Annotated in this window: 24 protein-coding genes; 11 read left to right on the top strand and 13 right to left on the bottom strand. The window is 70.4% G+C overall.

The features are described from left to right. Positions 1 to 174: 174 nt before the first annotated feature. On the bottom strand, positions 175 to 603 hold the full coding sequence (locus JOD95_RS03940) for a hypothetical protein (protein ID WP_209683174.1): 429 nt from the start codon (positions 601 to 603) through the stop codon (positions 175 to 177). Positions 604 to 726: 123 nt separating this feature from the next. On the opposite strand from JOD95_RS03940, the gene JOD95_RS03945 reads away from it, so the two are divergent. After that, a complete protein-coding gene (locus JOD95_RS03945) occupies positions 727 to 2,232 on the top strand; it encodes an APC family permease (RefSeq protein WP_245171099.1) in 1,506 nt (501 codons plus the stop codon). Between the two features lie 255 nt (positions 2,233 to 2,487). Further along, positions 2,488 to 3,102, top strand: a complete 615-nt coding sequence (locus JOD95_RS03950; RefSeq protein WP_209683177.1) for a hypothetical protein — start codon at positions 2,488 to 2,490, stop codon at positions 3,100 to 3,102. 2 nt (positions 3,103 to 3,104) lie between these two features. Here JOD95_RS03950 and JOD95_RS03955 read toward each other — a convergent pair whose 3' ends face one another. From JOD95_RS03955 to JOD95_RS03965, 3 genes are all read right to left on the bottom strand, one after another. Further along, complete coding sequence (locus JOD95_RS03955; protein WP_144411277.1) at positions 3,105 to 3,545, bottom strand: hypothetical protein; 441 nt, start codon at positions 3,543 to 3,545, stop codon at positions 3,105 to 3,107. 139 nt (positions 3,546 to 3,684) lie between these two features. Then, complete coding sequence (locus JOD95_RS03960) at positions 3,685 to 4,212, bottom strand: DUF6264 family protein (RefSeq protein ID WP_209683180.1); 528 nt, start codon at positions 4,210 to 4,212, stop codon at positions 3,685 to 3,687. Continuing rightward, positions 4,212 to 4,598, bottom strand: coding sequence for a hypothetical protein (locus tag JOD95_RS03965; RefSeq protein ID WP_066653598.1), 387 nt, complete (start codon positions 4,596 to 4,598; stop codon positions 4,212 to 4,214). The genes JOD95_RS03960 and JOD95_RS03965 overlap by 1 nt, the downstream gene beginning before the upstream one ends. A 113-nt stretch (positions 4,599 to 4,711) precedes the next feature. On the opposite strand from JOD95_RS03965, the gene JOD95_RS03970 reads away from it, so the two are divergent. Next, positions 4,712 to 5,044 carry a hypothetical protein gene (locus JOD95_RS03970; protein ID WP_066653595.1) on the top strand — a complete coding sequence of 111 codons (333 nt, stop codon included), beginning with the start codon at positions 4,712 to 4,714 and terminating at the stop codon, positions 5,042 to 5,044. Positions 5,045 to 5,120: 76 nt separating this feature from the next. On the opposite strand, the gene JOD95_RS03975 is transcribed toward JOD95_RS03970, so the two are convergent. Then, complete coding sequence (locus tag JOD95_RS03975; RefSeq protein ID WP_209683183.1) at positions 5,121 to 5,612, bottom strand: DUF427 domain-containing protein; 492 nt, start codon at positions 5,610 to 5,612, stop codon at positions 5,121 to 5,123. Between the two features lie 46 nt (positions 5,613 to 5,658). Here JOD95_RS03975 and JOD95_RS03980 point away from each other — a divergent pair, with 46 nt between their 5' ends. After that, entirely contained in the window at positions 5,659 to 7,068 is a 1,410-nt protein-coding gene (locus tag JOD95_RS03980) for an amino acid permease (protein WP_209683185.1), read from the top strand. A gap of 232 nt (positions 7,069 to 7,300) precedes the next feature. On the opposite strand, the gene JOD95_RS03985 is transcribed toward JOD95_RS03980, so the two are convergent. From JOD95_RS03985 to JOD95_RS04000, 4 genes are all read right to left on the bottom strand, one after another. After that, positions 7,301 to 7,489, bottom strand: coding sequence for a hypothetical protein (locus JOD95_RS03985; RefSeq protein WP_209683188.1), 189 nt, complete (start codon positions 7,487 to 7,489; stop codon positions 7,301 to 7,303). 18 nt (positions 7,490 to 7,507) lie between these two features. Beyond that, positions 7,508 to 7,795: a hypothetical protein gene (locus JOD95_RS03990; RefSeq protein ID WP_209683191.1), complete on the bottom strand. Its 288-nt coding sequence runs from the start codon at positions 7,793 to 7,795 to the stop codon at positions 7,508 to 7,510. Between the two features lie 72 nt (positions 7,796 to 7,867). Beyond that, a complete protein-coding gene (locus JOD95_RS03995; protein ID WP_307810362.1) occupies positions 7,868 to 8,380 on the bottom strand; it encodes a BLUF domain-containing protein in 513 nt (170 codons plus the stop codon). Between the two features lies 1 nt (position 8,381). Further along, positions 8,382 to 8,945 (bottom strand): hypothetical protein, encoded by a 564-nt coding sequence (locus JOD95_RS04000; protein ID WP_209683197.1) that lies wholly within the window; start codon positions 8,943 to 8,945, stop codon positions 8,382 to 8,384. Between the two features lie 95 nt (positions 8,946 to 9,040). Here JOD95_RS04000 and JOD95_RS04005 point away from each other — a divergent pair, with 95 nt between their 5' ends. Together JOD95_RS04005 and JOD95_RS04010 are read left to right on the top strand one after the other, a co-directional pair. Next, the gene (locus tag JOD95_RS04005) at positions 9,041 to 12,361 is read left to right on the top strand and encodes a DEAD/DEAH box helicase (protein ID WP_209683200.1); all 3,321 of its coding nucleotides are present in this window, start codon (positions 9,041 to 9,043) and stop codon (positions 12,359 to 12,361) included. A 357-nt stretch (positions 12,362 to 12,718) separates the two neighbouring features. Beyond that, positions 12,719 to 13,135 (top strand): PIN domain-containing protein, encoded by a 417-nt coding sequence (locus tag JOD95_RS04010; protein ID WP_209683202.1) that lies wholly within the window; start codon positions 12,719 to 12,721, stop codon positions 13,133 to 13,135. A 19-nt stretch (positions 13,136 to 13,154) separates the two neighbouring features. Here JOD95_RS04010 and JOD95_RS04015 read toward each other — a convergent pair whose 3' ends face one another. Further along, positions 13,155 to 13,934, bottom strand: coding sequence for an aldo/keto reductase (locus tag JOD95_RS04015; RefSeq protein WP_209683204.1), 780 nt, complete (start codon positions 13,932 to 13,934; stop codon positions 13,155 to 13,157). Between the two features lie 94 nt (positions 13,935 to 14,028). Here JOD95_RS04015 and JOD95_RS04020 point away from each other — a divergent pair, with 94 nt between their 5' ends. The 5 genes from JOD95_RS04020 to JOD95_RS04040 all read left to right on the top strand — a co-directional run bounded on the left by JOD95_RS04020 (position 14,029) and on the right by JOD95_RS04040 (position 18,712). Then, the gene (locus tag JOD95_RS04020) at positions 14,029 to 14,925 is read left to right on the top strand and encodes an HNH endonuclease family protein (protein WP_209683206.1); all 897 of its coding nucleotides are present in this window, start codon (positions 14,029 to 14,031) and stop codon (positions 14,923 to 14,925) included. Between the two features lie 126 nt (positions 14,926 to 15,051). Next, entirely contained in the window at positions 15,052 to 15,843 is a 792-nt protein-coding gene (locus JOD95_RS04025) for an SDR family oxidoreductase (RefSeq protein WP_209683208.1), read from the top strand. A 181-nt stretch (positions 15,844 to 16,024) separates the two neighbouring features. Next, the gene (locus JOD95_RS04030; RefSeq protein WP_209683211.1) at positions 16,025 to 16,465 is read left to right on the top strand and encodes an SseB family protein; all 441 of its coding nucleotides are present in this window, start codon (positions 16,025 to 16,027) and stop codon (positions 16,463 to 16,465) included. Positions 16,466 to 16,973: 508 nt separating this feature from the next. Further along, a complete protein-coding gene (locus tag JOD95_RS04035; RefSeq protein WP_209683213.1) occupies positions 16,974 to 17,639 on the top strand; it encodes a hypothetical protein in 666 nt (221 codons plus the stop codon). Between the two features lie 89 nt (positions 17,640 to 17,728). Beyond that, positions 17,729 to 18,712 (top strand): restriction endonuclease, encoded by a 984-nt coding sequence (locus JOD95_RS04040; protein ID WP_307810363.1) that lies wholly within the window; start codon positions 17,729 to 17,731, stop codon positions 18,710 to 18,712. Between the two features lie 5 nt (positions 18,713 to 18,717). Here JOD95_RS04040 and JOD95_RS04045 read toward each other — a convergent pair whose 3' ends face one another. The 3 genes from JOD95_RS04045 to JOD95_RS04055 form a co-directional block, all read right to left on the bottom strand. After that, positions 18,718 to 22,227 (bottom strand): TM0106 family RecB-like putative nuclease, encoded by a 3,510-nt coding sequence (locus JOD95_RS04045; protein ID WP_209683216.1) that lies wholly within the window; start codon positions 22,225 to 22,227, stop codon positions 18,718 to 18,720. A gap of 141 nt (positions 22,228 to 22,368) precedes the next feature. Then, positions 22,369 to 23,457, bottom strand: a complete 1,089-nt coding sequence (locus JOD95_RS04050; RefSeq protein ID WP_209683218.1) for a DNA cytosine methyltransferase — start codon at positions 23,455 to 23,457, stop codon at positions 22,369 to 22,371. 9 nt (positions 23,458 to 23,466) lie between these two features. Continuing rightward, positions 23,467 to 23,934: a very short patch repair endonuclease gene (locus JOD95_RS04055; protein WP_307810364.1), complete on the bottom strand. Its 468-nt coding sequence runs from the start codon at positions 23,932 to 23,934 to the stop codon at positions 23,467 to 23,469. Between the last annotated feature and the right edge of the window lie 69 nt (positions 23,935 to 24,003).

Raw genomic sequence — 24,003 nt, forward strand, 5'->3', positions numbered from 1 at the left:
GTGCGGGCGGAACGACGATGACGCTGTCGCACGACAACCGCGATGTCGCACGAGCCCGCGAACGCTCAGTGTGCGGGCGGAACGACGATGTCGCTGTCGTACGATAACTGCAATGTCGCGTGGGCCCGCACGCACTGCGCGGCTGCGATGCCTCGGCGCCCGAGCGTCGCGGGCTCAGGCGGAGCGGACCTCGACGCCCTTGGCTGCCAGGCGCTCGGTCACGTGCGCGGGCAGCGGCGCGGCGGCGTACACGGTCGTCAGCGCGGGGAGGTCGAGCACGTCGTCCCAGTTCTGCGGGTCGTAGCGGTCGTCGGACCCGTCCCACCCGGGGTGGACGTCCTGCAGGACTTCGAGGTCGGAGTCGACGGTGAGCTCGGTCACCAGCGCCAAGTGCGACGGCAGCAGGTCGAGGTCGTCGTAGTACTCGCGAGCGCGGTCGTCCTGTCCCTCGACGTCGAGGTCCTCACCGGCGTCCTCGTCCTCGTCGCCGTCGTAGGGCTCCAGCACGTCGAGGTCGTAGCAGAGGACGTCGAGCACGAGCAGCTTGGCGTTGAAGTCGGCGAACTCGACGGGCTCTTCGGTGGTGTCGGAATCGTCGTGCATGCCCCGGAGCGTAGCCACCGGAGCCCGTGAGCGACCGCGCGATCGCATCACGGGCGTGTTGCAGCCGGCGTCGATCTTCCTGTGAGAGTAGACAGAGTGCCATCCCTCGGGAAAGGCTGACGTATGACCACCACCAAGTCGGACACGACGCAGCAGGAGCAGCCCACGCTCAAGCGCGTCATCGGTCCCAAGCTGCTGCTGCTCTTCATCGTCGGCGACATCCTGGGGACGGGCGTCTACGCGCTCACCGGCCAGGTCGCCGCCGAGGTCGGCGGTGCCGCATGGCTCCCCTTCCTCATCGCCTTCGCGGTCGCCCTGCTCACGGCGTTCTCGTACCTCGAGCTCGTGACGAAGTACCCCCAGACGGCGGGCGCCGCGCTCTACGTGCACAAGGCGTTCGGCATCCACTTCGTCACCTTCATCGTCACGTTCATCGTGATGTGCTCGGGCATCACGTCGGCGAGCACGGCCTCGCGGGCGTTCGCGGCGAACCTCGGCGCCGGCTTCGGCCTCGAGCTGCCGAACGGCGTCGTCATGCTCATCGCGATGGGGTTCATGCTCGCGGTGATGGCGGTCAACTTCCGCGGGGTCAGTGAGAGCGTCAAGACGAACGTGGTGCTCACCCTGGTCGAGCTGTCCGGTCTGGTGATGGTGATCCTCATCGGCTTCTGGGCGATCGCCGGTGGCAACGCGGACTTCTCGCGCGTGGTTATGTTCGACACCCCCGAGGACAAGACGCTGCTGCTGTCGGTGTCGACCGCGACCTCGCTGGCCTTCTTCGCGATGGTCGGTTTCGAGGACTCGGTGAACATGGCCGAGGAGACCAAGGACCCGTCGCGGATCTTCCCGAAGGTGATGCTCACCGGCCTCGGCATCACGGCGGTCATCTACGTGCTCGTGTCGATCTGCGCCGTCGCGGTCGTGCCGATCGGCGAGCTCGCCGGCAACGAGACCCCGCTCGTCACGGTCGTGCAGACCGCGGCGCCGGACTTCCCCATCGCCGACCTGCTGCCGTTCATCTCGATGTTCGCGGTCGCCAACACCGCGCTGATCAACATGATGATGGCGTCCCGGCTGCTGTACGGCATGAGCAAGCAGGGCGTGCTGCCAGGCTTCCTCTCGCGAGTGTCGCCGGCGCGTCGCACGCCGTCGACCGCGATCGTCTTCACCACCGTCATCTCGCTGCTGCTCATCGGCTGGGTCTCGCTCGACCCGGACTCCCCCATCGTCGTGGTCCTCGGCGGCACGACCTCGTTGCTCCTGCTCTCGGTCTTCACGGTCGTGAACCTCTCGGTGCTGGTGCTCCGTCGCGACCGCGTCGGGCACAAGCACTTCCGGGCCGGTGTCGTGATCCCCGTCATCGGCGTGGTCACCTGCCTGTGGCTCGTCCTCCCCTTCTCGTCCGGTCGCGACCCGCAGCAGTACCAGATCGCCGGCGCACTGCTGGGGCTCGGCGTCCTGCTCTGGCTCCTCACGTGGTTCACGCACGGCCGGAAGCAGACCGAGAAGGCGCCCACCGGACTCGTCACCGAGCCGACCGCGGTGGTCCGTCCGGGCACCGGCCACCGGCACCACGAGGACGGCGACGGCGGACACGGCGACGCGGACGGCCACCGCCGGGACGGCTGATGGAGGCGTCCGAGGTCATCTTCGCGATCTCCATCGGGACGATCGTCCTGGTCTCGCTGTCGGCTGCGTTCCGATCCGGCCGCCGACGCGACTGACCGGAGACGGGCGCCGCCGACAAGACCGACCGGGAGCACGGGGCCGCCGACACCCCCGATCGGGCGGCTGCGGTTCCCAGCCGACGCCCGTACGCTCGTCGTGCCCTGCACCCGACCGTCCGGTACTCGCGACGGACCGCCCGCCCGGAAGGACCCCGACATGCGCCGCGCCGGCATCACCATCGCCTCGGTGTTCGGGGCAGGCGTGGTCGCGGCCGTCATCGGCGTGGTGGTCGTCGTCGTCATCGCGGTGCACTCGCTGACCGGCGCAGCGAAGTCCGTGACCGCGGCGCCCGCCTGTCCCGACGTCGCCTCGCGCACGATCGGCGGCATCGTGGTGCCCGCAGGCCCGGTCGCCGGCTTCTGCCAGGACCGCCTGGTGAACGCCGCGTACGTGATCGAGGCCGCCCAGGCGCTCGGCATCGGCCCGCACACCCAGGCCGTCGGCGTGATGACCGCGATCGGCGAGTCGAGCCTGGTGAACCTCGACCACGGGGACGCCGCAGGACCGGACAGCCGCGGGCTCTTCCAGCAGCGCGACAACGGCGCGTGGGGCACGTACGAGCAGCGGATGGACCCGTACACGGCGGCGACGATGTTCTACGCGAAGCTCGTGAAGACGCCGGGGTGGAAGACGATGACCCCGACCCAGATGGCGCACGCGGTGCAGATCAACGCGGACCCGGACCACTACGCGAAGTTCTGGCCGGAGGCGAAGGCCGTCGTCGAGGGCCTCACGGGGCAGTCGGTGCCGGACACCGCTCCCCAGGGCTGAGGTCACCGCAGCACCGGCCCGAGCTCCTCGGCGTCGTGGAGCTCGACCATCGACGCCCCCGTGGCGTTCACGACGACCTGACCCCGCAGTCGCACCGCACGCTCGGCGAAGGCGCACGCGCAGGCGTCGATCCACTCCCAGTCGACCGGGAACAGCTGCGTCTCACCCGGCCGTTCCCACGCGAGCACGACCTCGGACGCAGCGTTGTCGACGCAGACCTCCGCGACCAGCGTGGCGAAGTCCTCGACGTGCTCGTCCGGCTGCAGCGGCAGGTCCGACACGGGCAGCAGGAACGGGATCGGCAGCGCCCGTTCGTCGAGGAAGAGCACCCAGCACTGCCGCCGGATCGGGGGCCCGACGACCCCGGAGACGAGGGCGACGACGTCGGCGTCGGTCCGGGCGGACGTGGTGAACAGCTGGTCGAGCACTTCGGTTCCTGACATGCTCCGAGCCTGCGGCCCGAGCCCGGCGGGCAGCAGCGTCGACCGACGATCTGTGGACGACGATGCCGAGACCAAACCCTGTGCAGGAAGACCGGCAGCAGCCCGGCAGATCCCCGGCAGGAGCCCGGCAGGACGAGCGTCAGAACCCGTGCTGCACGGCGGAGTCGACGAGCAGCAGGGCAGCGAAGAACACGACGACCTGCGCGGCGATGCCGACCAGCACCAGGGGCCACGCGAGCCGTCGCCGGACGAGCCGCACGACGCAACCGACGACCGTCCCGACGAGCACCAGCACGACGAGCACCGGACCGACGGTCACCACCCCGCCGCCGAGCCCGGCGTCGCAGGTGTTCCCCGGCGCCGCACACGAGTGGAAGGCCATCGACAGGAAGACGATGCCGCCACCGACGGCCACCGACTCGACGGCCAGCAGGACGAGCAGCAGCACCGTGGCGACCACGTCCGCGACGCGACGGTGCGTGCGTGCAGCGAGCCGTGCCTCCCGGCCGACCGCGACAGCCGACGCAACCGCCCCGTCCGACCCGACCGCCGAAGCCGACGCGACCGCCCCGTCCGACCCGACCCCAGCAGCCGCCCCGTCCGACCCGGCCACGCCGACGGACCCGGACGACACGTCCGGGTCCTGCGACGCCGCCGGGACAGCCATCAGCGCCCCGTACCGGACCCGCGGGTCGACCAGAGCGCCGCCCAGATGAGCAGCGGCTGCCCGAACAGACGAGCGACGCGCTTCTCGTCGGAGTCGAGGCCGAACGCGTCGCGGCGGTTCACCCACTGCGACAGGTTGCCCGGGAAGATCACCGTGAAGAACAGGGCCGCGACCGTGCCGACGGTCTTCCGGCGGCTGCGCGGCGTGAAGAGCAGCGCGCTGCCGAGCCCGATCTCCGCCACACCGGAGGCCAGCACGGTCGTGTCCGTGTCGAGCGGCACGAAGTCCGGCACCTGGGCGCGGAAGTCACGACGGGCGAAGGTGAGGTGGCTGGTGCCCGCGAAGACGAGCGCAGCACCGAGGAGGACACGGACGAAGGAACGCATGCCCTCATCGTGCTCGCTCGCGCAGTGTCCGTCCGGCGCGTCGCGCGGTGATGCGCGGACCGGCCGTCCCCGGAGGCGAGCGCACCGGGCCACGGGTCGGTACGTTCGGACCCATGGCAGCCGTCGCTCGCGACCACGAACCGCCCGCCGTCCTCGCGACCGTCGCCGTGCTGCTCGCTCCCCTCTCGCTCTGGATGGGCATCATCGTGCCCGCCGCCGACATGGCGCGGCACGTGCTCCTCGAGGCCGTGTTCGGCATCGTCTGCGTGCTCTGCGGCGTCCGCGCGGTCCGGATCGCCGGTCGACGTCGCGCCGTGCGCGTCTGGGCGTGGATCGGGATGGTGCTCGGTGGCCTCGGCCTGGTGATGACGGCCTGGCAGCTGCTCACCTTCGCGACCGACGGAGGCTTCCCGCCGCCGTTCTGGTCGCCCTACGCGCGCCGCTGACCGCGGTCATCCATCACCGGTCGACGGCCTGGAGGCGCGGCGGACCTCCGCCCCGTCGCCGCCACCGGGCGGGCGGTCACCAGCCGAGCGTGCCCGGCCCGCCCTTGAAGGGTCCGACCACCCGCGAGGTGATCCACCCGCCGTAGAAGTCGCCCTCCTGCGCCTGCACGACCTCGCCGCCGACCTCGCAGGAGTCCATCGCCGACGGGTAGATCGCCACCCGGTCGCGGAGGTCCTCGTACCCGGGCTCCGGCGTCGGGTAGTTCCACGCCGCCCGGGGCGCGACGACGCCGTCCCCGCCGACCACGTCGAAGTAGCGCGCACGCCCCTTGAACTCGCACATGCTCGACCCCTGCGCCGGACGCAGCTCGAGCCCCGCCATCGGGACGTAGTACACCGGCGGGTGCGAGGTCTCGAGCACCCGGACGGCGTCGGTCGTGTCGACCACGATCGTCCCGCCGAGCCGCACGACGACGCGGTCGGGGACCGCCTCGACGGCGGGAGGACGCGGGTAGTCCCAGACGGACTCCTGGCCGGGACCGGGTTCGACACGAGCAGCACGTTGCATGCAACCGGGTCTACCACCGCCGCCGCAGAAGGAGCAGAGTGGGCGCGTGACGACGACGACACAGGGGATCTTCCGGCGGAAGCCCATCGACACGATCGACGACGACCCCGAGGGCGAGGGCGGCCTGAAACGGCACCTCGGCCCCTGGCAGCTCACGGCCATCGGCATCGGCGGCATCATCGGCGCGGGCATCTTCACCCTCGCCGGCACCGTCGCGAACGGCGTCGCCGGCCCCGCCGTCCTCATCAGCTTCCTGATCGCCGGTGTCGCCAGTGCCGCCGCCGCGCTGTCGTACGCCGAGTTCGCGGGGATGATCCCGAAGGCCGGCAGCGCCTACACGTACGGCTACGCCGTGCTCGGCGAGGTCGTCGGGTGGTTCATCGGCTGGGACCTGCTGCTCGAGTACACCGCCATCGTCGCCGTCGTCGCGATCGGCATCTCCGGCTACGTCGGGTTCCTCGTCGGCCAGTTCGGCATCGACCTGCCCGCGTGGATGCTCGGTGCACCCGGCACCGGCGACGGCCACGTGGTCGACGTCTTCGCGATCCTGCTCTGCCTGCTCACGGCCTTCGTCCTCACCCGGGGCATCCGCAGTGCCGCGCGGTTCGAGCTCGTGGCCGTGGCGATCAAGGTCGCCCTGGTCGTGCTCATCGTCGTGCTCGGGGTGTTCCACATCAACAGCGCGAACTACTCGCCGTACTTCCCGTTCGGCTTCGGCGGCGTGATGACCGGCGCCGCCACGGTGTTCTTCGCGGTGTTCGGCTACGACGCGATGTCCACCGCCGCCGAGGAGTCCACCGACGCGCGGAAGCACATGCCGAAGGCGATCCTGCTGTCGCTCGGCATCGCGATGGTGCTCTACGTCCTGGCGACGCTCGTGCTCACCGGCATGCAGAAGTACACCGACATCGACCCCGCCTCGGGGTTCTCGTCGGCGTTCGCGTCGGTCGGGCTCGGCGGGGTCGCGAACGTCATCGCGATCGGGGCGATCGTCGGCATCGTGACCGTGCTGGTCACCTTCATGCTCGGGGCCTCGCGCGTCTGGTTCTCGATGAGCCGGGACGGGCTCATGCCGAAGTGGTTCGCGAAGACCGACCCGAAGCGGCACGTGCCCACGCGGGTGACGTGGATCCTCGGCATCGCGTCGGCGGTGCTCGCGGGGCTGCTGCCGATCGGCGTCGTCGCGGAGCTGACGAACATCGGGATCCTGCTCGCGTTCGTCGTCGTCTGCTCGGCAGTGATCGTGCTGCGCTACCGGCAGCCCGACCTCGACCGGCAGTTCCGTCTCCCGTTCATGCCCGTCGTGCCGATCATCGGGGTCGTCGCCTCACTGTGGCTCGTGACGTTCCTGCAGTGGGAGACCTGGGTGCGGTTCGCGATCTGGTTCGCGATCGGGCTCGGGGTGTACTTCGGGTACTCGCGGAAGCACAGCAAGCTGGCCACAGAGCAGCGCTGAGGCTCCTCGCCCCGAGGGCGACGGTGCGCGTCCTCCCGTCAGGAGGGCACGCGCATCGCCGGTCCTGGTCGAGCCAGCGGACCTCGGCCTGATCGGGAACGAGTCCATCCGCCCAGTCGACGTCCTTCCGCTCGCCGTCCCCCGACGGGGCCGTGATGTCGGACACCCACGCCTCCGTCGCGAGCCACTGCGCCGTCGCACCGCCGAAGAGCGCCGAGTACTCCCGCAGGAGCTAGCGCCGACCGAGTGAAGGTCCGCCGGGCCGGTCCCGGTAGAGGATGACCGCCGCGTCCGGCGGCTGCACGCCACCGGCGACCCACTCCATGCCGTCACGCAGGAGTCCGCTGTCGTGGAAGCGGGCACGGACAGCCGCCACGAACTCGTTCGCGAACGGCTCGTCGATCGTCTCGGATGTGCTCACGACGGCCTCGTCCTGCGGCTACTCCGCCACCACCCACACGTGCTGTACCTGCCACCCCTCCGGCACGGTGTTCCGGTACGCCGCCAGCGCCGCCACGTAGTTCGGCCCCGACGCCTCGTGCTCCCGCGTCGCAGTCGACCGCGCGGTCGCCTTGATCGTGGTCTCCCCCGTCGCCTTGCTCTCGACCGCGTTCGTCTGCAGCAGCGCGAACCCGTCGAGGTCGAGCGCGGCGACGGCTGCCTCCTTGGCCGCCACGACGGAGTCCGCGTAGCCCTCGGCCTCGCGCGTCTCGGTCGAGCGGATCATGCCTCGCAGTGTCGTCACCGAACCAGTATGACCCGATCGATCCGGGTCTCCGAGCGCGACGGCGGCAGGGCGTCAGGCGTCGCGCCGGTGCTTGCCCTTCGCCGCCGTCGGGTCCGCCATCGGGTGGTTGCGGAACCACCGCAGCAGCTCGCGGGGGCGGCTCTGGTCGGCGCTGTCGTCTCCGTGGTCGAGGAAGGTGCTGAAGCCATCGGGCACCTCGACGCCGTCGGTCTCGCGGTCGTACGCCATCGACCACTCCGGGAACCGTCGCGTGTGGATGGACTCCTCGACGAGCAGCCGGACGTCGTCGTGCCGCTCGTCCGCGACGATGCGCGCGTACGTCGCCATCACCGCGTCGTACGGCCCCTCGAGCAGCTGCATGAAGCGCCCGCCGCGGTGCACGAGCATGCCGGTCAGCCCGTCGGCGGTGTTCCGTGTCCGGGCGTGGTCGAGCACCGCCTCGAGGTCACCCTCGTCGAAGGGCTCGGTGGCGGAACTCATGTACACCAGTGACTGCAGCACGCATCGATCCTGCACCTGAGCCGCTGTCAGCGACGCCCCCAGAACGGGACGCGGACAAGTCACGTCAGTCGAGCGGCGTCCAGTCGAGGACCTGGCCGTCCTCGGTGCAGTACGTCGTGTCCGAGTCCTCGGTGGTGGTCTTCGACCACGACGGCGACCAGTACGAAGCGTCGATGTCCCGCTGCTTCGGGAAGACACCGACCACGGTGCCGGCCGACGTGTCCGGGTCACCGGGCACCGGATCGACGTCGAGGGTGTCCGGGTCGAACCATCCGTAGGTGGTCGCCCCGGTGATGCTGTCGAACTCGATGTACATCGTGATGTGGTCGTCCTGCGAGGCGGTGCCGAGCTGCACCTGGTACTCCTGCCGCGCCCCGTCGTCGTCCGTCGGCACGCCGGACCACTCGACGCGGTAGGCGTCCGCGGTCTCCTCGATCGACACCGAACCGGTCCCGGAGGCCAGGTCACACGACGCCGTGCCGGGCGTCGCCGCCGTCGTCGCGCTCGCGCTCGGAGCCGGCGCCTCGGCCATCCGTGTCCCCGCCCCGAGCACACTGCACCCCGACAGAGCGACCACCGTCGCCACCGCCCCTGCCACCACGACTGCGCCGCGCGCTGCGTTCCCCATGCGATCCCCCTCGTGTCGCGCGCCGTCCGGCGCCCGCCCACGCTAGCAGCGGAGGGCCAGCAGCGGAGGTCGGTGGCGCCTGGCACGATGGACCCGTGCCCGCCGCCCCGATGATCGACGCCGTCGACGTCATCCGGTTCGTCGGGCCGCAGACCTTCGGCCGCGCGCGCGACGTGGTCCGCGCGGGCCTGGTCGAGGACGCCACCTGGCACGACGACGACGGCACGGTCACCGCGACCGTCTCCGGCTCCGCCGACGACCCCTACGAGCTCCGCGTCGAGACCACCGTCGCCCGCGGCGAGTTCGTCCGCCCCGTCCGCAGCACGTGTTCCTGCCCCCTCGGCGGCGACTGCAAGCACGTCGCCGCCGCGCTCCTCACCATCAACGCGCGTGCCCTCGCCGCCGAACCCCGAGCAGCGGCTCCCCTCGCCCCACCGCCTGCCCCGGACTGGAGGCTCGACCTCGCCCGCCTCGCCGGTGACGACGACCGGGCGGTCGCCCCGCAGGGCACCCCCACGGGTCTGCAGTTCGAGTTGCGCGACGCGGTCCCCGCCGCACTCGCCTCCCGTGCGCGCGCCGCCGGCCGGGCGCTGCCGTCCCGTGCCCGCAGCGTGCGGCTCGGCGTCCGCCCGGTGACCCGCAGCGCCGCCGGCAACTGGGTCCGAGGGCAGCTCACCTGGGGCACGCTCCCCTACTCGATGAACCGGCTCGGCATCGCGCCCGAACAGCACGCCTGGTTCCTGCAGTTCTCCGCGCTGCACCGCGCCGGGCAGCTCGCGGGGCTCCCCGGCGAGAGCGACTGGGTGCACCTCGACGACTTCGGCAGCCCCCTGCTCTGGCCGCTGCTCCGGCAGGCAGCCGGACTCGGGATCGCCTTCGTGACGGGCAAGCGCGAGGGCGGCGCGGTCCTCGGCGGCGACGGGCGCGTGCTCCTCGACGCGGCCCGGCACGACGGCGCGCTCGTCATCGGTGCGAGTGCGGTCGTCGACGGGCGCCCGGTACCCGACGGCTCGGCGCGCACGATCGGCGACCACGGTGTCTACGCCTTCCGCGAGAGCCCCGAGTTCCACGTCACCCTCGCCCCGACCCCGGTTCCGGTCCCCGAGGACCAGCGCCGCATGCTCGTCGAGGGCGCGCGCATCACCGTGCCGTCCGATGCCGTCGACGAGTTCCTGGCCGACTGGTCGCCGCGGCTCCGCGGCGCGCTCGGTCTCGTCAGCTCCGACGGCTCGGTCGAACTCCCCGAGCGGACACCGCCCGAGCTCGTCCTGACGGCGACGTTCGAACCCGCCCGGGCACCCCGGACCGACGACCGCCTGCACCTGCAGTGGCGGTGGCACGTCGACGGGCGGAAGGACCCGGTCACCCTGCACGGTCCGCTCCCCGACCTGACCGGGCTGCACGCGGCCGACGAGTCCGAGACGACCGGCCCCGGCGGCGGTCTCGCCTGGTTCGAGGACGGCACGGTCGACGGTGCAGACGTCGCCGTCTTCGCGACCGAACTCCTGCCGGCCCTGCCCGCACTCGGTGTCCGGACGGTCGTGCAGGGCGAGCCCGGCGACCACGAGCGGCTGACCGGGCGACCGCACATCCGCGTCACGACGATGCCGTCCGAGAAGCACGACTGGTTCGACCTCGGCATCTTCGTCACCGTGAACGGGCGGCAGATCCCGTTCACCCCGCTGCTCCGGGCGCTGGCGAAGCGTGACCGCCGCATGAAGCTCATCGACGGGTCGTACCTGTCGCTGGCCGACCCGACGTTCGACCGGCTCAAGGAACTCATCGAGGAAGCGCGCGAGCTCGACGAGTGGGAACCCGACCAGGCCCTGACGGTGACCCCGTTGCAGGCCGGACTGTGGTCGGAGTTCGACCAGCTGGCCGACGAGACCGAGCACGACGAGCGCTGGCAGCGGATCGCAGCGGGTCTGCTCGACGCCGCACCACAGGACGAGGTCCCCGTGCCGGACACCGTGCACGCCGAGCTCCGCCCCTACCAGCACGCCGGCTACGCCTGGCTCCGGTTCCTGCGGGAGCACGGCATCGGCGGGGTGCTCGCCGACGACATGGGCCTCGGCAAGACCCTGCAGGTGCTGTCCATGATCGCCGCCGCCCGCCGGTCCGAGCCCGACGCTCCGCCGTTCCTCGTCGTCGCGCCGACCTCGGTCGTCGGCAACTGGGCGGACGAGGCAGCCCGCTTCACCCCCTCCCTGCGGGTGACCGCCGTCACCGCGACCTCGCTCAAGGACCACGCCCGGGTCGCCCGAGCGGCGGCGGAGTCCGACGTCGTCGTGACCTCGTACGCACTGCTCCGACTCGACGCCGCCGAGTACACCGGGGTGTCCTGGTCGGCGCTCGTGCTCGACGAGGCGCAGTTCGTGAAGAACCCGCAGTCGCAGACGCACCGGGTCGCCGCCGAGCTGCCCGCGCCGGTGAAGTTCGCCGTCACGGGGACCCCGCTCGAGAACGGGCTGACCGACCTCTGGGCGCTGTTCCACGTCGTCGCGCCCGGGCTGCTGTCGTCGTGGTCCCGGTTCGGCGACGACTACGTCAAGCCGCTCGGCTCCCCCGACCTGCGCGGGGACGCCCGCAAGGAGCTCACCGACCGGCTCCGGCGTCGGATCCGACCGCTCATGCTCCGCCGGACGAAGGAGAGCGTCGCCGCCGACCTGCCGCCGAAGCAGGAGCAGGTCGTCCGGGTGACGCTCGACCCCGCGCACCGCGCGCTGTACGAGCGGACCCTCAACCGGGAGCGCCTGAAGGTCCTCGACCTCATCGACGACCTGGCGCGCAACCGGATGATCGTCTTCCGGTCGCTGACCCTCCTCCGGATGCTCGCCCTGTCGCCGGCGCTCGTGCAGCAGACGGACCACGACGCCGACGACGACGTCGCCGCCGGTGCGGATCCCATCCCCTCGGCGAAGCTCGACCTGCTGCTCGACGAGCTCGAGCAGCTCGCCGCCGAGGGCCGCCGCGCCCTGGTCTTCAGCCAGTTCACCACGTTCCTGCGCATGGTCGCCGAGGCACTCGACGCCCGAGGCATCGGGTACGAGTACCTCGACGGCTCGACCCGGAAGCGCCCGCAGGTCATCGACCGCTTCCGGACCGGCGCGGCACCGGCGTTCCTCATCTCCCTCAAGGCCGGCGGCTTCGGGCTGACGCTGACCGAGGCGGACACCGTCTTCGTGCTCGATCCCTGGTGGAACCCGGCCGCCGAGTCCCAGGCGGTCGACCGGACGCACCGCATCGGGCAGACCCGCTCCGTGAACGTGCAGCGCTTCATCGCCGAGGACACCATCGAGGAGAAGGTCCTCGCCCTCGCCGCCAAGAAGGCCGAACTCTTCGCGACCATGATCGACGACGACGCCCTGTTCGCCGACGACCTGACCGCCGAGGACATCCGCTCGCTGCTCACCTGAGCCGCGACATACGAACTCCTTCGCGTCCGGACGCCCGCGTCGGTACCGTCGCCGCATGTTCGTCGAGACCAGCCGCTCCGCCCAGCCCCGTCCCGCTCCGCAGATCCCCGTCGCGAGCCTGCTGACACCGACTCCAGCTGGAGCTGGACCGGACGTCGAGCCGCACGCCGATCTCGAGTCCCACGCCGATCCCGCGCCGCCGCGAACAGGAGTGGTCCGGCGCAACGGCACCACGGCGACGTCCACCTTCCGGCTGCGCAACGGCGCCGAGGTCACGCTCGGCGGCTCCTTCGGCGGCAGCCGAGGCGTCTGGTCGAGCGCGTCCGAGGGGCATCGGCGGAGGCGACCGGCACGGTGATGGTCCTCGACGCGAACGTCGTGATCGCGCTGCTCGACGAGGGCGACGGCCTGCACGAGCGGGCGTACGACCTGGTCGAGGACCACGCGTGGGACGAGTTCTGCACCTCGGCCCTGACCCTCGCCGAGATGCTCGTGCGACCGGCGTCCCGTGGGCACGCCGACCGTGAGCGCGGCACCATCGAACGACTCGGCGTGTCGGTCGTCCCGGTCACGGGCTGTACCGCACGCCGGGCGGCGGACATTCGCGCCAGCCGCCGGCTCGGCATGCCGGACGCGGTCGTCCTCGTCACGGCGCAGGCCGTGCACGGCCAGCTCGCCACCTTCGACCGGAAGCTCCGCCGCATCGCCCAGGCCGAGGGACTCGACCTCGCCGAGCCCGACGACGACGGCGGGCCCTGGCCGTTCCCGACCTGAGCCCGCCGTCGCGACCGGGTCAGCCGGCGAGACCGTCGATCCGCGACACCTCGTCGGCGGTCAACTCGAGGTGCGCCCCGAGCGCGTTCGACCGGATGCGCTCCGGGTTGGACGACTTCGGGATCACGACGAACCCGTGCGCCACGTGCCACGCGACGATGACCTGCGCGCTGTCGGCGTCGTGCGCCTCCGCGATCTCGACGAGCGTCGGGTCCTGCAGGTTGCTCGCCTTGAACGGGCTGTAGCCCTCGAGCACCACGCCACGTTCGTGCAGCCCCGCGGCGACCTCGGCGTCGTACTCGGCGGGGCTCCACCGGATCTGGTTCACGGCCGGGGTCGTCCCGGTCGCGTCGGTCAGCTCGTCGATCTGCGCGAGCGAGTAGTTGCTCACGCCCACCGCCCGGGTCAGCCCGTCGGCCTGCGCCTGGACGACCTGCTCCCACACGTCGGGTCGGGCCTCGCCGTTCGGCGGCCAGTGCACGAGCCACAGGTCGAGGTGGTCGAGCCCGAGCTGCTCGAGGCTCTCCTCGATGGTCTGGCGCACCCGGTCGGCGTTGTCCGGCGGGAGCTTCGTGGTGACGAAGACGTCGTCGCGGGCCAGGCCGGCGTCGGCGAGCGCCTTCCCCACGCCGCGCTGGTTCGAGTAGCCCGTGGCGGTGTCGATGTGGCGGTAGCCGGCCTCGAGCGCAGCGCCCACGGCGGCGGGAGCGTCGGCGTCGGGGATCTGCCAGGTGCCGAAGCCGATGAGCGGCATCGATCCACCGGTGACGGGCACGGAGGGGTTCGCGTGATCGGTCATGCCCCGTGTCTACGCCCTGGTTCGTCGGTGCCGCACGGGATGATCGTGGACGGTCCACCCGGGCCCGCTCCACCGCACCACCGAAGGCCTCCCCATGACGTCCCGTCGACGCCGTCCGCGTTCCGCCCGTTCCACCTCCTCGCGCCGCAGGGCTCGGGCATCGCTGACGTCGCTCGGCCTCGTCGCGGTGGTCGCCCTCGCCGGCTGGCTGCTGCACACCACCGGCGTGACCGACGCGGACGCCGACGCCGCCGCGGACGGGACGTCCTCGTCGACGGCCGCACCGACGATCACCACCGCACCGACGGCCGACGCGGGCGGTGGGGCCGAGGCGGGCGGCGCCTCCCGGCCGACCGTCGACGCGACCGAGCCGACCAGCCCGACCGAGGCGACCGAGGCGCCCAGCCCGACCGAGCCGACCAGCCCGACCGACGCGACCGCAGCCGCGACCGCCCGCCGCGAGCTCGCTGCCCTGCCCGTGAAGGGCAAGGCCGCCGCGACCGGCTACGACCGCGAGGCCCGCTTCGGCACCGCCTGGCTCGACGTCGACCACAACGGCTGCGACACCCGGAACGACGTGCTCGCCCGCGACCTGACGGACATCGAGCGGCAGGGGCCCTGCAAGGTCCTGCGCGGCACGCTGGTCTCCCCGTACACCGGCGAGCGGGTGGACTTCGTCCGCGGGAACCGGACCTCGGCCCTCGTGCAGATCGACCACGTCGTCGCGCTCGAGAACGCCTGGCGCACCGGCGCACAGCAGCTGACGCAGGAGCAGCGCGAAGCCCTGGCGAACGACCCCGCAAACCTGTTCGCCGTCGACGGCCACTCGAACGCGCAGAAGCGCTCGGGCGACGCGGCGACGTGGCTGCCCGCGGACACGGCGTTCCGCTGCACCTACGTCGAGCACCAGATCACGGTGAAGACGACCTACCGGCTCTGGGTGGCGCCCGCGGAGCGCGACGCGATGGAGCGGGTTCTCGCGCGCTGCTGAGCGACTGACCGACCGAGCAAAACGACAGGTGTAGCCTAGAGCTATCGATGCAGATGCATCGAACGGACTCGTCGACCCACCGCTGGACCCGAGCCCTTCATCGTCGAAGACCGCAGGAGGCCATCCATGACATCCACCACCCGCTTCACCGACCGCGTCGTCCTCATCACCGGCGGCGGCTCCGGCCTCGGCCGCGCGACCGCCGTCCGCCTGGCCGCCGAGGGCGCGCAGCTGTCGCTCGTCGACGTCTCCAGCGAGGGACTCGAGGCCACGAAGGCCGCCATCCTCGAAGCGACCCCCGACGCCCAGGTGCTCACCACCGTCGCAGACGTCGCCGACGAGGCCCAGGTCGACGCCTACGTCACCGCCACCACCGAGCGTTTCGGCCGCATCGACGGCTTCTTCAACAACGCCGGCATCGAGGGCAAGCAGAACCCCACCGAGTCCTTCACCGCCGCCGAGTTCGACAAGGTCGTGTCGATCAACCTGCGTGGCGTGTTCCTCGGGCTCGAGAAGGTGCTGCGCATCATGCGCGAGCAGGGCTCGGGCATGGTCGTGAACACCGCGAGCGTCGGTGGCATCCGCGGCATCGGCAACCAGTCCGGCTACGCGGCCGCCAAGCACGGTGTCGTCGGCCTCACCCGCAACTCCGCCGTGGAGTACGGCCAGTACGGCATCCGCATCAACGCCATCGCCCCCGGTGCGATCTGGACGCCGATGGTCGAGAACTCGATGAAGCAGATCGACGCGGAGAACCCGCGGAAGGCCGCCGAGGAGTTCATCCAGGTCAACCCCACGAAGCGCTACGGTGAGGCCCCCGAGATCGCCGCCGTCGTCGCCTTCCTGCTGTCCGACGACGCCTCGTACGTCAACGCGACGGTCGTCCCGATCGACGGCGGGCAGTCGGCCAAGTACTGAGCGTGGTCCGTCCGGCGCCCGGCCCACCTCGTGGGTCGGGCGCCGTCGTCGGTCTGGAGGCACGCCTCACCCCCGCAACGCCGCTCGCGTCCGGTGGGGAGCTGGCTGTGACGGTGCCGCATTCGGTTCCGCCCGCACCACGTGGGAGCATGGCCGGGCACACCACGGCGGAGGGAACCCCATGAGCAGCAACGACACGAGCGGGTCGGCGTTCGGCCCCGGTGCCGGCAGGACCGAGTCACCCGCCGGAGCCCTGCGGCGCCGCATGGCGTCGTCGGCGCAAGGGTTCCTCGGCAGTGCCGCGTGGGTGCCGTGGAAGCCCGCGGGCGACCCCGAGGGCGGGAGCATCGCGCACGTGATGATCCGCGACCTGCCCTTCGTCCCGGTGTTCACCGACCCCGCCGAACTCACCGAGGGCGTCCCCGGCACCGAGGCCCGCCCGGTCCGCATGGCCGAACTCGTGACCGCGGTGCCCGAGGAGTTCGGCATCGTCGTCGACCCGACCAGCGCCGAGGACGCCAACTTCCTGCACGCCGACGTGCTCGCGGGAATCCGGGCGCAGATGCGCGGCGAGATCCCCGGCGACGACGACACTGAGGCCGAGGACTCCACCCAGGGCTAGGCCACGGCTGGCCCGGCCTGCGCGTCCGGGGCAGGCTCGGCGGACCTGCTCACCGCGATCCGCGGCTGACGATCGCGGTTCGCGATCCCCGCCCTTTGCGCACCGAAACCGTCACGCGCCGAATCGTGATCGTAGTGGCGTGGCTGTCCGCTCCTGACCACTGGACGGACCCAGTTCTGGGGATTCTTCAGGATCGGCCCGATCGGCACCATGGGAGGGGTGCCGGACCGAGGGGGCGCACGTGCCGTTTGGTGGACCCGGACCGCGAGACTGGTCGCCGAGCGAGCCGTCGACCCCACCGACGCGAACACGGCGAGGGATGCCGCCGCTGTACGCGCCGTCTCCGCTCCTCGCCGCTGCCTCCGCAACGGACTGCACAACGCGGCGCACCCGCCCGTGGGCCTTCGCGACCCTGTCGATGCTGCTCGGCCTGGGGAGTGTCGTCCTCGCGCTCGTGGAGCCGCAGCACCAGGGCGTGCCGTCGGGCTTCATCATCAGCACGATCGGCGTGACAGCGATCGCCTGCGGTGTCCAAGCAGTCCGTCGCGCCCGATGGGGCTCGGTCGTCTCGAGGGCGTTCGGCCGGGTCGGGATCGTCCTCGGCGCGGTCGGCTCTGCACTGATGCTCTACGCCCTGCTGGCGTTCGGGCTGGTCAGTGTGGGGGTTCAGCTGCCCGCGCTCTCGCTCCCGGCGTTGACATCGACGACGAACCTCGGACCCTCTGTCAGCGGTGTCGCCGGCGACTCAGCAGACCAAGCCGCAGCCGGTGACGGCCAGGACCTTCCAGCGGTCGCCGAGTCCGACACCGGCACGGCCGCGCCTCCTCCCGCAACTGATCCAACTGCAGTTCCCGAGGCATCCAGCGAGCAGCCGTCGGGAGCTCTGACCGTCGATGGCGAACGCAACGCCCTGATGCAGAGCGCTGGCACGCTGTCGTACGTCATGCGCCAGCGCTTCCCCTCGGGCGCCTACCCGACAGAGCTCGTCATCGCCGAGCAGCCGAGCAGGCTCACGCTCATCGACGGGACCGGGCTCGCCTCGCTGCCCGAGGGCACTCGGGTGCTCTACTCGGTCGCAGCGGACCGCACCGCGTGGTCAGTCACGCTCGTGGGGGTACAGCATGGCTCGGTCGTGACATACAGCTCCGCAGTCGGAACCGTCCAGGTCGGCTGAGCCCCCCCGTCGCGATCTTGGCCAATTCACATCGAGCCTTTCCAGCCCTGCACCGACATCAGTCGCCTCGGCTCATCACAGCTACACTCGTGCTCGATGAAGGGGAAGATTTGTCAGATGTAATTGCGGCGGCAGGGGTCGACGAGGTCCCGATCTGGCCAGCGCTGGTCGTTCCCGTGCTCGAGGAGCTTCGAGCAGGGGACGTCTTCCACAGGAAGGATCTTGCTCGGGCCGCTGCCCGGCGGGCCGGCCTCTCAGAGTCAGCGCTCGAAGAGACTCTGCAATCTGGGCAGCTTCGGTATCAGCATCGTGTCGGATGGGTCCTGAGCCACCTCAGTAAAGCGGGGTGGGTGAAGCGTCCAGAGCGTGCGCACTACCAGATCACACCCGCTGGCCTCGAGTGGCTCAACACGAACCCACAAGGCCTCGACTACTCCAGCGCCCGCGAGCTACTGGCGCCGTTTTGGGAAGAAGACAATCAGAGGGCCGCATCAAAACGGTCCTCAGCGTCAGGCTCCGCTCAAGCGCTGGTCGAACCGACCACTCCTATCAACGACCTTGACCCTGTCGATCAGATCGAGCACGGAATCGCCCGTATCCATACAGAGGTCGGCGACGCACTACTCGAACGCCTCCGGAACAGCCATCCGGATTTCTTCGAGGAAGCGGTCGTCGCGTTGCTCCTCGCGATGGGATACGGCGGAGCCGAGCAGCGCGGTCGTCGCATCGGCGGGACTGGAGATGGTGGAGTCGATGGAGTCATCGACCAAGACCCGCTCGGACTGGAACAGATCTACATTCAGGCAAAGCGATATGCGCTGGCAAGCAACGTTCAGCGTGAAGCCATCCAGGCTTTCGTCGGCGCCCTTCATGGCGTAGGCGCCAGCCGCGGCGTCTTCATCACGACGAGCGGATTCTCGACCGGCGCGAAGGAGTACGCGCGTGCGGTGCAATCGAGGATCATCCTCATAGATGCGGAACGTCTCGCAACGCTGATGATCAAGTACGGCGTTGGCGTGCAGGCGAAGGACACCTACACCACAGTCGAACTCGACGAAGATTTCTTCGTCTGATAGAGCTACGGACGAGGTGCGACCAGCTCGATGAACCGGGACAGCAGGGCCAACCCGCTGATCGACGGCGGCAACCCCGTGGTGAGCGCCGGCGAGTAGACGAGGTACGCCGCCCACTGCGCCCGGGACAGCGCCACGTTGAGCCGGTTCGGCATGAGCAGGAAGTCGAGTCCGCGCGGGATGTCCGCCGCGCTCGATGCCGCGAGCGACGTGATGGACACCACGGCCTCGCGCCCCTGGAACATGTCGACCGTGCCGACCTGGGTCCCGCGGAGTCCGGCGCGGTCGAGGGCCTCGCGGATCAGCGCTCCCTGCGCGTTGTAGGGCGCGACGACGATCACGTCCTCGTCCGTCAACGGCCGAGTCACCTCGCCGTCGACCCACCGGCGACCGATCAGGCTCTGGGCGAGCTCGACGACCCGTGCGGCCTCTTCCTCCGACGACGTCGTGTTCCCGCTGTGCACGACCGGCACGGGGTGGACACCGGGGTCGAGGTCGTCGAGGTGCCGACCACTCACGATCGACGTCAGCTGCCCGTCGTACGACAGCCCCGAGACCGATGCTGTCAGCGCGGGCTCCATGCGGCGGGTGTGTGCGAGGAAGTAGCCGAACTCCGGCGGGAGCACGTGCTCGCCATCGGCCAGCCACCCGAGCGCCGATTGGTCGACCGGCTCCGGGTGCGACCCCTGCGACACCTGGGGCAGCTGCTGCGGGTCACCGAGCAGGAGCAGGCGCTGCGCGGCGATCGACGACGCGATGGTCGGGGCGAGCGAGAACTGCCCGGCCTCGTCGACCACGAGCAGGTCGAGGGAGCGGCGCGGGATCGTGCCCTCGTTCGCGAAGGTCCACGCGGTGCCGCCGACGACTCCACCGGTGCCGGTCTCGGCGCATGACGACAAGAAGGCCGCGACGGCGGCGTTGTTCTTCACCGGGGTCCACGCGGCGGCCTCGAGCTCGTCCTCGGTCGCGCCGGACTTCGGCACCTTCACCACGCGGTCGGCGGCCACTCCGGCGCGAACGACCGACGACAGGAAGTTCTCGGACGTCGCGTGAGACTGGCCGACGACCCCGACGCGCCAGCCGTGCTCCCGGACGAGCCGAGCGACGACGTTCGACCCGACGTAGGTCTTGCCCGTGCCGGGAGGGCCCTGGATCGCCAGGTACGACCGGTCGAGCCCGAGCAGCGTCGTGACGACCGCGGAGACGGTGTCGTCACCGGCGACCGGGGCGAGTGCACCCCGCGGCGGGACCCGGCGCAGCAGGTCGAGCGCGGGATCCGGCAGCATCGCCGGCAGGGCGTCGAGGACCTCCTGCCCCCACTCGGCGATCGCCTCGGGCTGCGGCTTCGCCCGCGGCGGAGCAGCCGGTGCGAGGGCGACCGGGAAGTCGTGGTGGGGCTCCCCGCCGCCGACCGGCAGGCTCTCCTTCACCAGGACCTCGAACGCATCGCCGTTGTCGGCCGTTTCCAGCACGGCCGCGCGAGCCGACGCGCCCTTCGAACCCGGCGCCGGAACGGTGACCGACGGCGGGAGTGGGTCGTCGTAGACGAGGTGGGGCGTGCCTCCCGGCCGGATGCGCGAACCGGGCGCGAGGGTCCCGGACAGGCGGATCTCGCGCGACTGCGAACGGGCACGCGGCAGCGTGTCCCAGTCCCGCTCGACGGAGGCGCGCTCGACGACGAGGACGTCGCGGGTGTCGGCCCAGTCGTCGACGGGGTTGCGGAGGCGGTCGAAGTGGTCCTGCCAGAAGGTCTTGGCCTCGCGGCGGTGGTAGTCGATCGCGGCGGCGGCGAGCGCCAGGGCGGTCTGGTCGGCGTCGCGGTCGAGGGGGTCGACGTCCGCGATCTGCGCGGCGAGTGCCGTGTACACGGGGTTCGGCTCGCGCTCGACGGGGATCGGCGGCAGGAGTTCGGCCTCGTCGGTCGCCGGCTCGGTCTGCGGCGGCCGGAGCGACAGCAGCCAATCGCGGAGCCGCAGGGTCGAGCGGCAGTCGTAGGCGTTGTAGTCGGCGACCTGGTCGAGCATGCGCTGGCCGGTCGCGGGGTCGCCGTTGCGGAGTTCCTCGATCGCCTCGACGTAGGCGGTGATGCTGTCGGCGGCGTTCGTCACGTCACTGAGGCGGAGGTCATCGCCCATGTACAGCGGCTCGAGCTTCTTGATCGAGTAGCTGTGGCTGCCGACCACCATGGCCTTGCGGACGATCGGGTACAGGTCGACGAGGACGCCGGCGCGGAGCAGGTCGTCGACGTCGTCCTCCCCCACGCCGTGCCGGGCGGCGAGGGACAGCAGGTGCGTCCGCTCGTACGCGGCGTAGTGGTAGACGTGCATGCCCGGGTGCTGCGCGCGGCGTTCCTTGACGAAGGCGAGGAAGTTGACCAGCGCCTGCCGCTCGTCGCGGATCGTGTGCGCCCAGAAGGCGGTGAAGTCGGCGCGGTCGTCGACCAGGCCGAACAGGTAGTCGAGGCCCCAGTGGACGCCGTCCTCGGTGTGCAGTGGGTCGCCCTCGAAGTCGAAGAAGACGTCGCCGTGGTCGGGTGCGGGGATCGCGTCGAGGGCGCGGGGGTCGTGGAGTTCGAAGCGCGGCTTGGTCTTGTGGTTGCTTGCGTCGCTCGCGTTGGGTGCGGCCGCTCGGTTCTGCTCGGCTTCGGTCTCGGTCTGGAGGCGCGCCTGCCGTACCAGCCTCTCTTGCGTCGACCGCGACATGCCGGGCACGGCGGCGGTGCGGTCCGCCAGGTCGTCGATCGTCCGCACCCCCTGCCGGATCAGCTTCGTCCGCTGGTCGAGGCGCATGCCGGCGACGAGGACCAGGTCGCGGTGCTGCTGCACCTGGGTCTGGCAGATCGTGCAACGGCCGCAGCTGGAGTAGCGAGGGTCGCCCCACTGCAGTTCCTCGTGCTCATGCATCCGCTCGGCGACGACCCGCTCGAGCTCAGCGCGCTGCGTGCGGTACACCGGGGCGATGTCGGCCAGCTCGTGCGTGGTCGTCGTGCGGTCGCCGAGGACGAGGTGGACCTGCTTGCCGGTGGGGATGCCGTGGGCGTGCATCTGCTCGGCGTAGGCGGCGAGCTGCAGCAGGGCGCTGATCTTGGCGTGGCGGGCGAGCTTGGTGTCGTAGACCTCGTAGGCGCCCTGGTCGTTGCGGAGGATGAAGTCCGCGAAGCCGATGAAGCCCGGGCGGTCGGGAGTGGGCGGGTCATGGAAGGTCGGTTGGTAGAGGACGTCGGCGCCGGTGGCGAAGGCGTCTCGCGCTTCGGCTGCTGCTCTGGCGTAGTCGATCGGGGCCGGTCGCTCGAACTCGACCACGGCGCGTGTCTGCTTGAGGATCTCGAGGTAGTCGAGCTCGTGCTGGTCTCCGAGGCGGGCGGTGCGCTCGAGCATGTCGTCGTGCTCGTCGGGCAGGGGGCCGCCGCGGCCGAGCTTGGCGTCGAGGCGGCGGAGGAACGCCCACTCGCAGGTCGCCCACGTGCTGAGGTCACTCGGGCTGAGGAGGACCTGGCGGTCGATGGTGATCTGCATGTGCTTCCCCTCGTCAGTTGCCGCGAGGAGAGCCTAGGGCCAGCCTTTGCAGGGAGTTTGGCAAGGTCGAGCCACCGACGCGGGTGCTTCGGAGGTGATCATCAGTGCTGACTTCCTGCTTCCGCCCGCTCAGTGATACCTTCAGTTGGAAATTTGAGCAAAATTGAGGTCCGGAACCGGCGAAGACACGGTCGGTTCCAGCCACGGCAGGATGTGACTCGCAATAGCCCGAGCGAGACCGACCGGCACCGCGTTTCCGATCTGCTTCGCTATCTCGGTCTTACTTCCGTACCAGGAAAAGTTGTCCGGGAAACCTTGTATGCGGGCAGCCTCGAAATGAGTGATCGGTCGATGTTCTGTTGGGTGAAGGTAACGTCCCTTCTCAGGTTTGAAGAACTCGGTGCGTATGGTCACTGATGGCCGGTCGAGCCAGAGACGGCCCATTACATCGCCCGAGCCCGTCTTGTGCTTGCGCCAGCCTGGCGTAGACAACTCGTCAGGCAGGTCTCTCCTATTTCCGCCGGGCGGAATGGCCCGGTACCGGCGAAGCGACGTGTCGGTGGGATTCCGAGTCAAGTGCAGCTCCGTTGTTCGGTAGGGGCCTCGATCTATTGCCCTGTCGCGCGGCAGTTCCGTGTCGACGACCCTACGCGTCAAGCCCTCGAATGCGTCCTCAACAGTGGCCCGGTGGGTGGTCGTGCGGGGCTGACCGAGCGGCGAGAGACCGCGCTTCCGGCCAATCACGAAGACTCGTCTGCGGGTCTGCGGCACCCCGTACTCGGCAGCGTTCAGAACAAAGGGCTCAATCTCGTAGTTTGAGAGACCACCACCCGGCCGCACCTCGTGCTTAAGATCCTCGAACTGGGGTGAGCGGAAGAACTGAGGGACGTTCTCAATGATGAACGCTGTCGGCTGCAGGCGTTCTAAAGCGTGTACGTATTCACGCCAGAGCAGGTTCCTCGGGTCCAGCGGGTTTTGCTTCCCGAGAGCCGAGAAACCCTGGCATGGCGGCCCGCCGATCACAACGTCGGCGGAAGCCGGCAGTTCGCCTTGGAGCCAATCGCGGATGTCGCCGCTGAACACATGAGCACCGAAGTTCGCGGCGTAGGTCTTCGCTGCCATCCCGTCGATCTCGACGGCCGCAACCGGAGCGTAGCGCTCAGTCTCCACGAACCCTTGCGTCATGCCCCCACATCCAGCGAAGAGGTCTACGAGGTCGAAAGCCGGCATGCGGTGATCCTAGATCGAGCGGCTGACGGTGCTGCTGCCGGCGCGCCGAACCAGCACCAACGCCTCGATCGCGTCGGCCGCTGCCTCGGGGTTCTCGTGTTCCCAAACCCGGATCACCGCCCAGCCCGCTACCTCGAGCGCATGCCCCGTGTCCAGGTCGCGTGCCGCGTTCGTGGCGAGCTTGCTCTGCCACCAATCGCGATTCGTCCGAGGCAGCGTTCGGTGCATCGGACAGGCATGCCAGAAACAGCCATCGATCATGACAGCGACGCGTTCGCGAGCGAAGGCGACATCCATAGACCTGCGCGCTCGGCCAGGAACCGGCACAACGAGCCTGAAGCGCAGGCCGCGAGCGTGCAGAAGTCGGCGAATCCTGGTCTCGATCTCGGTGTCGCGTCGACGTTGCCGAGCAAGACGCGAACTTGTCCCCTGGTCGCGTGGAGGAGGACGCATGCTTGGGAGCGTACCGCCAACCATGGCCCCACTTCGGGTGCAGGCGCGTCGAATGGCCGAGACCGACGCCTCCTCATGTTAGGAAGGACCGTT

It is taken from the genome of Curtobacterium sp. 1310, from assembly GCF_017834105.1.
In the GTDB taxonomy this organism is placed as follows: domain Bacteria; phylum Actinomycetota; class Actinomycetes; order Actinomycetales; family Microbacteriaceae; genus Curtobacterium.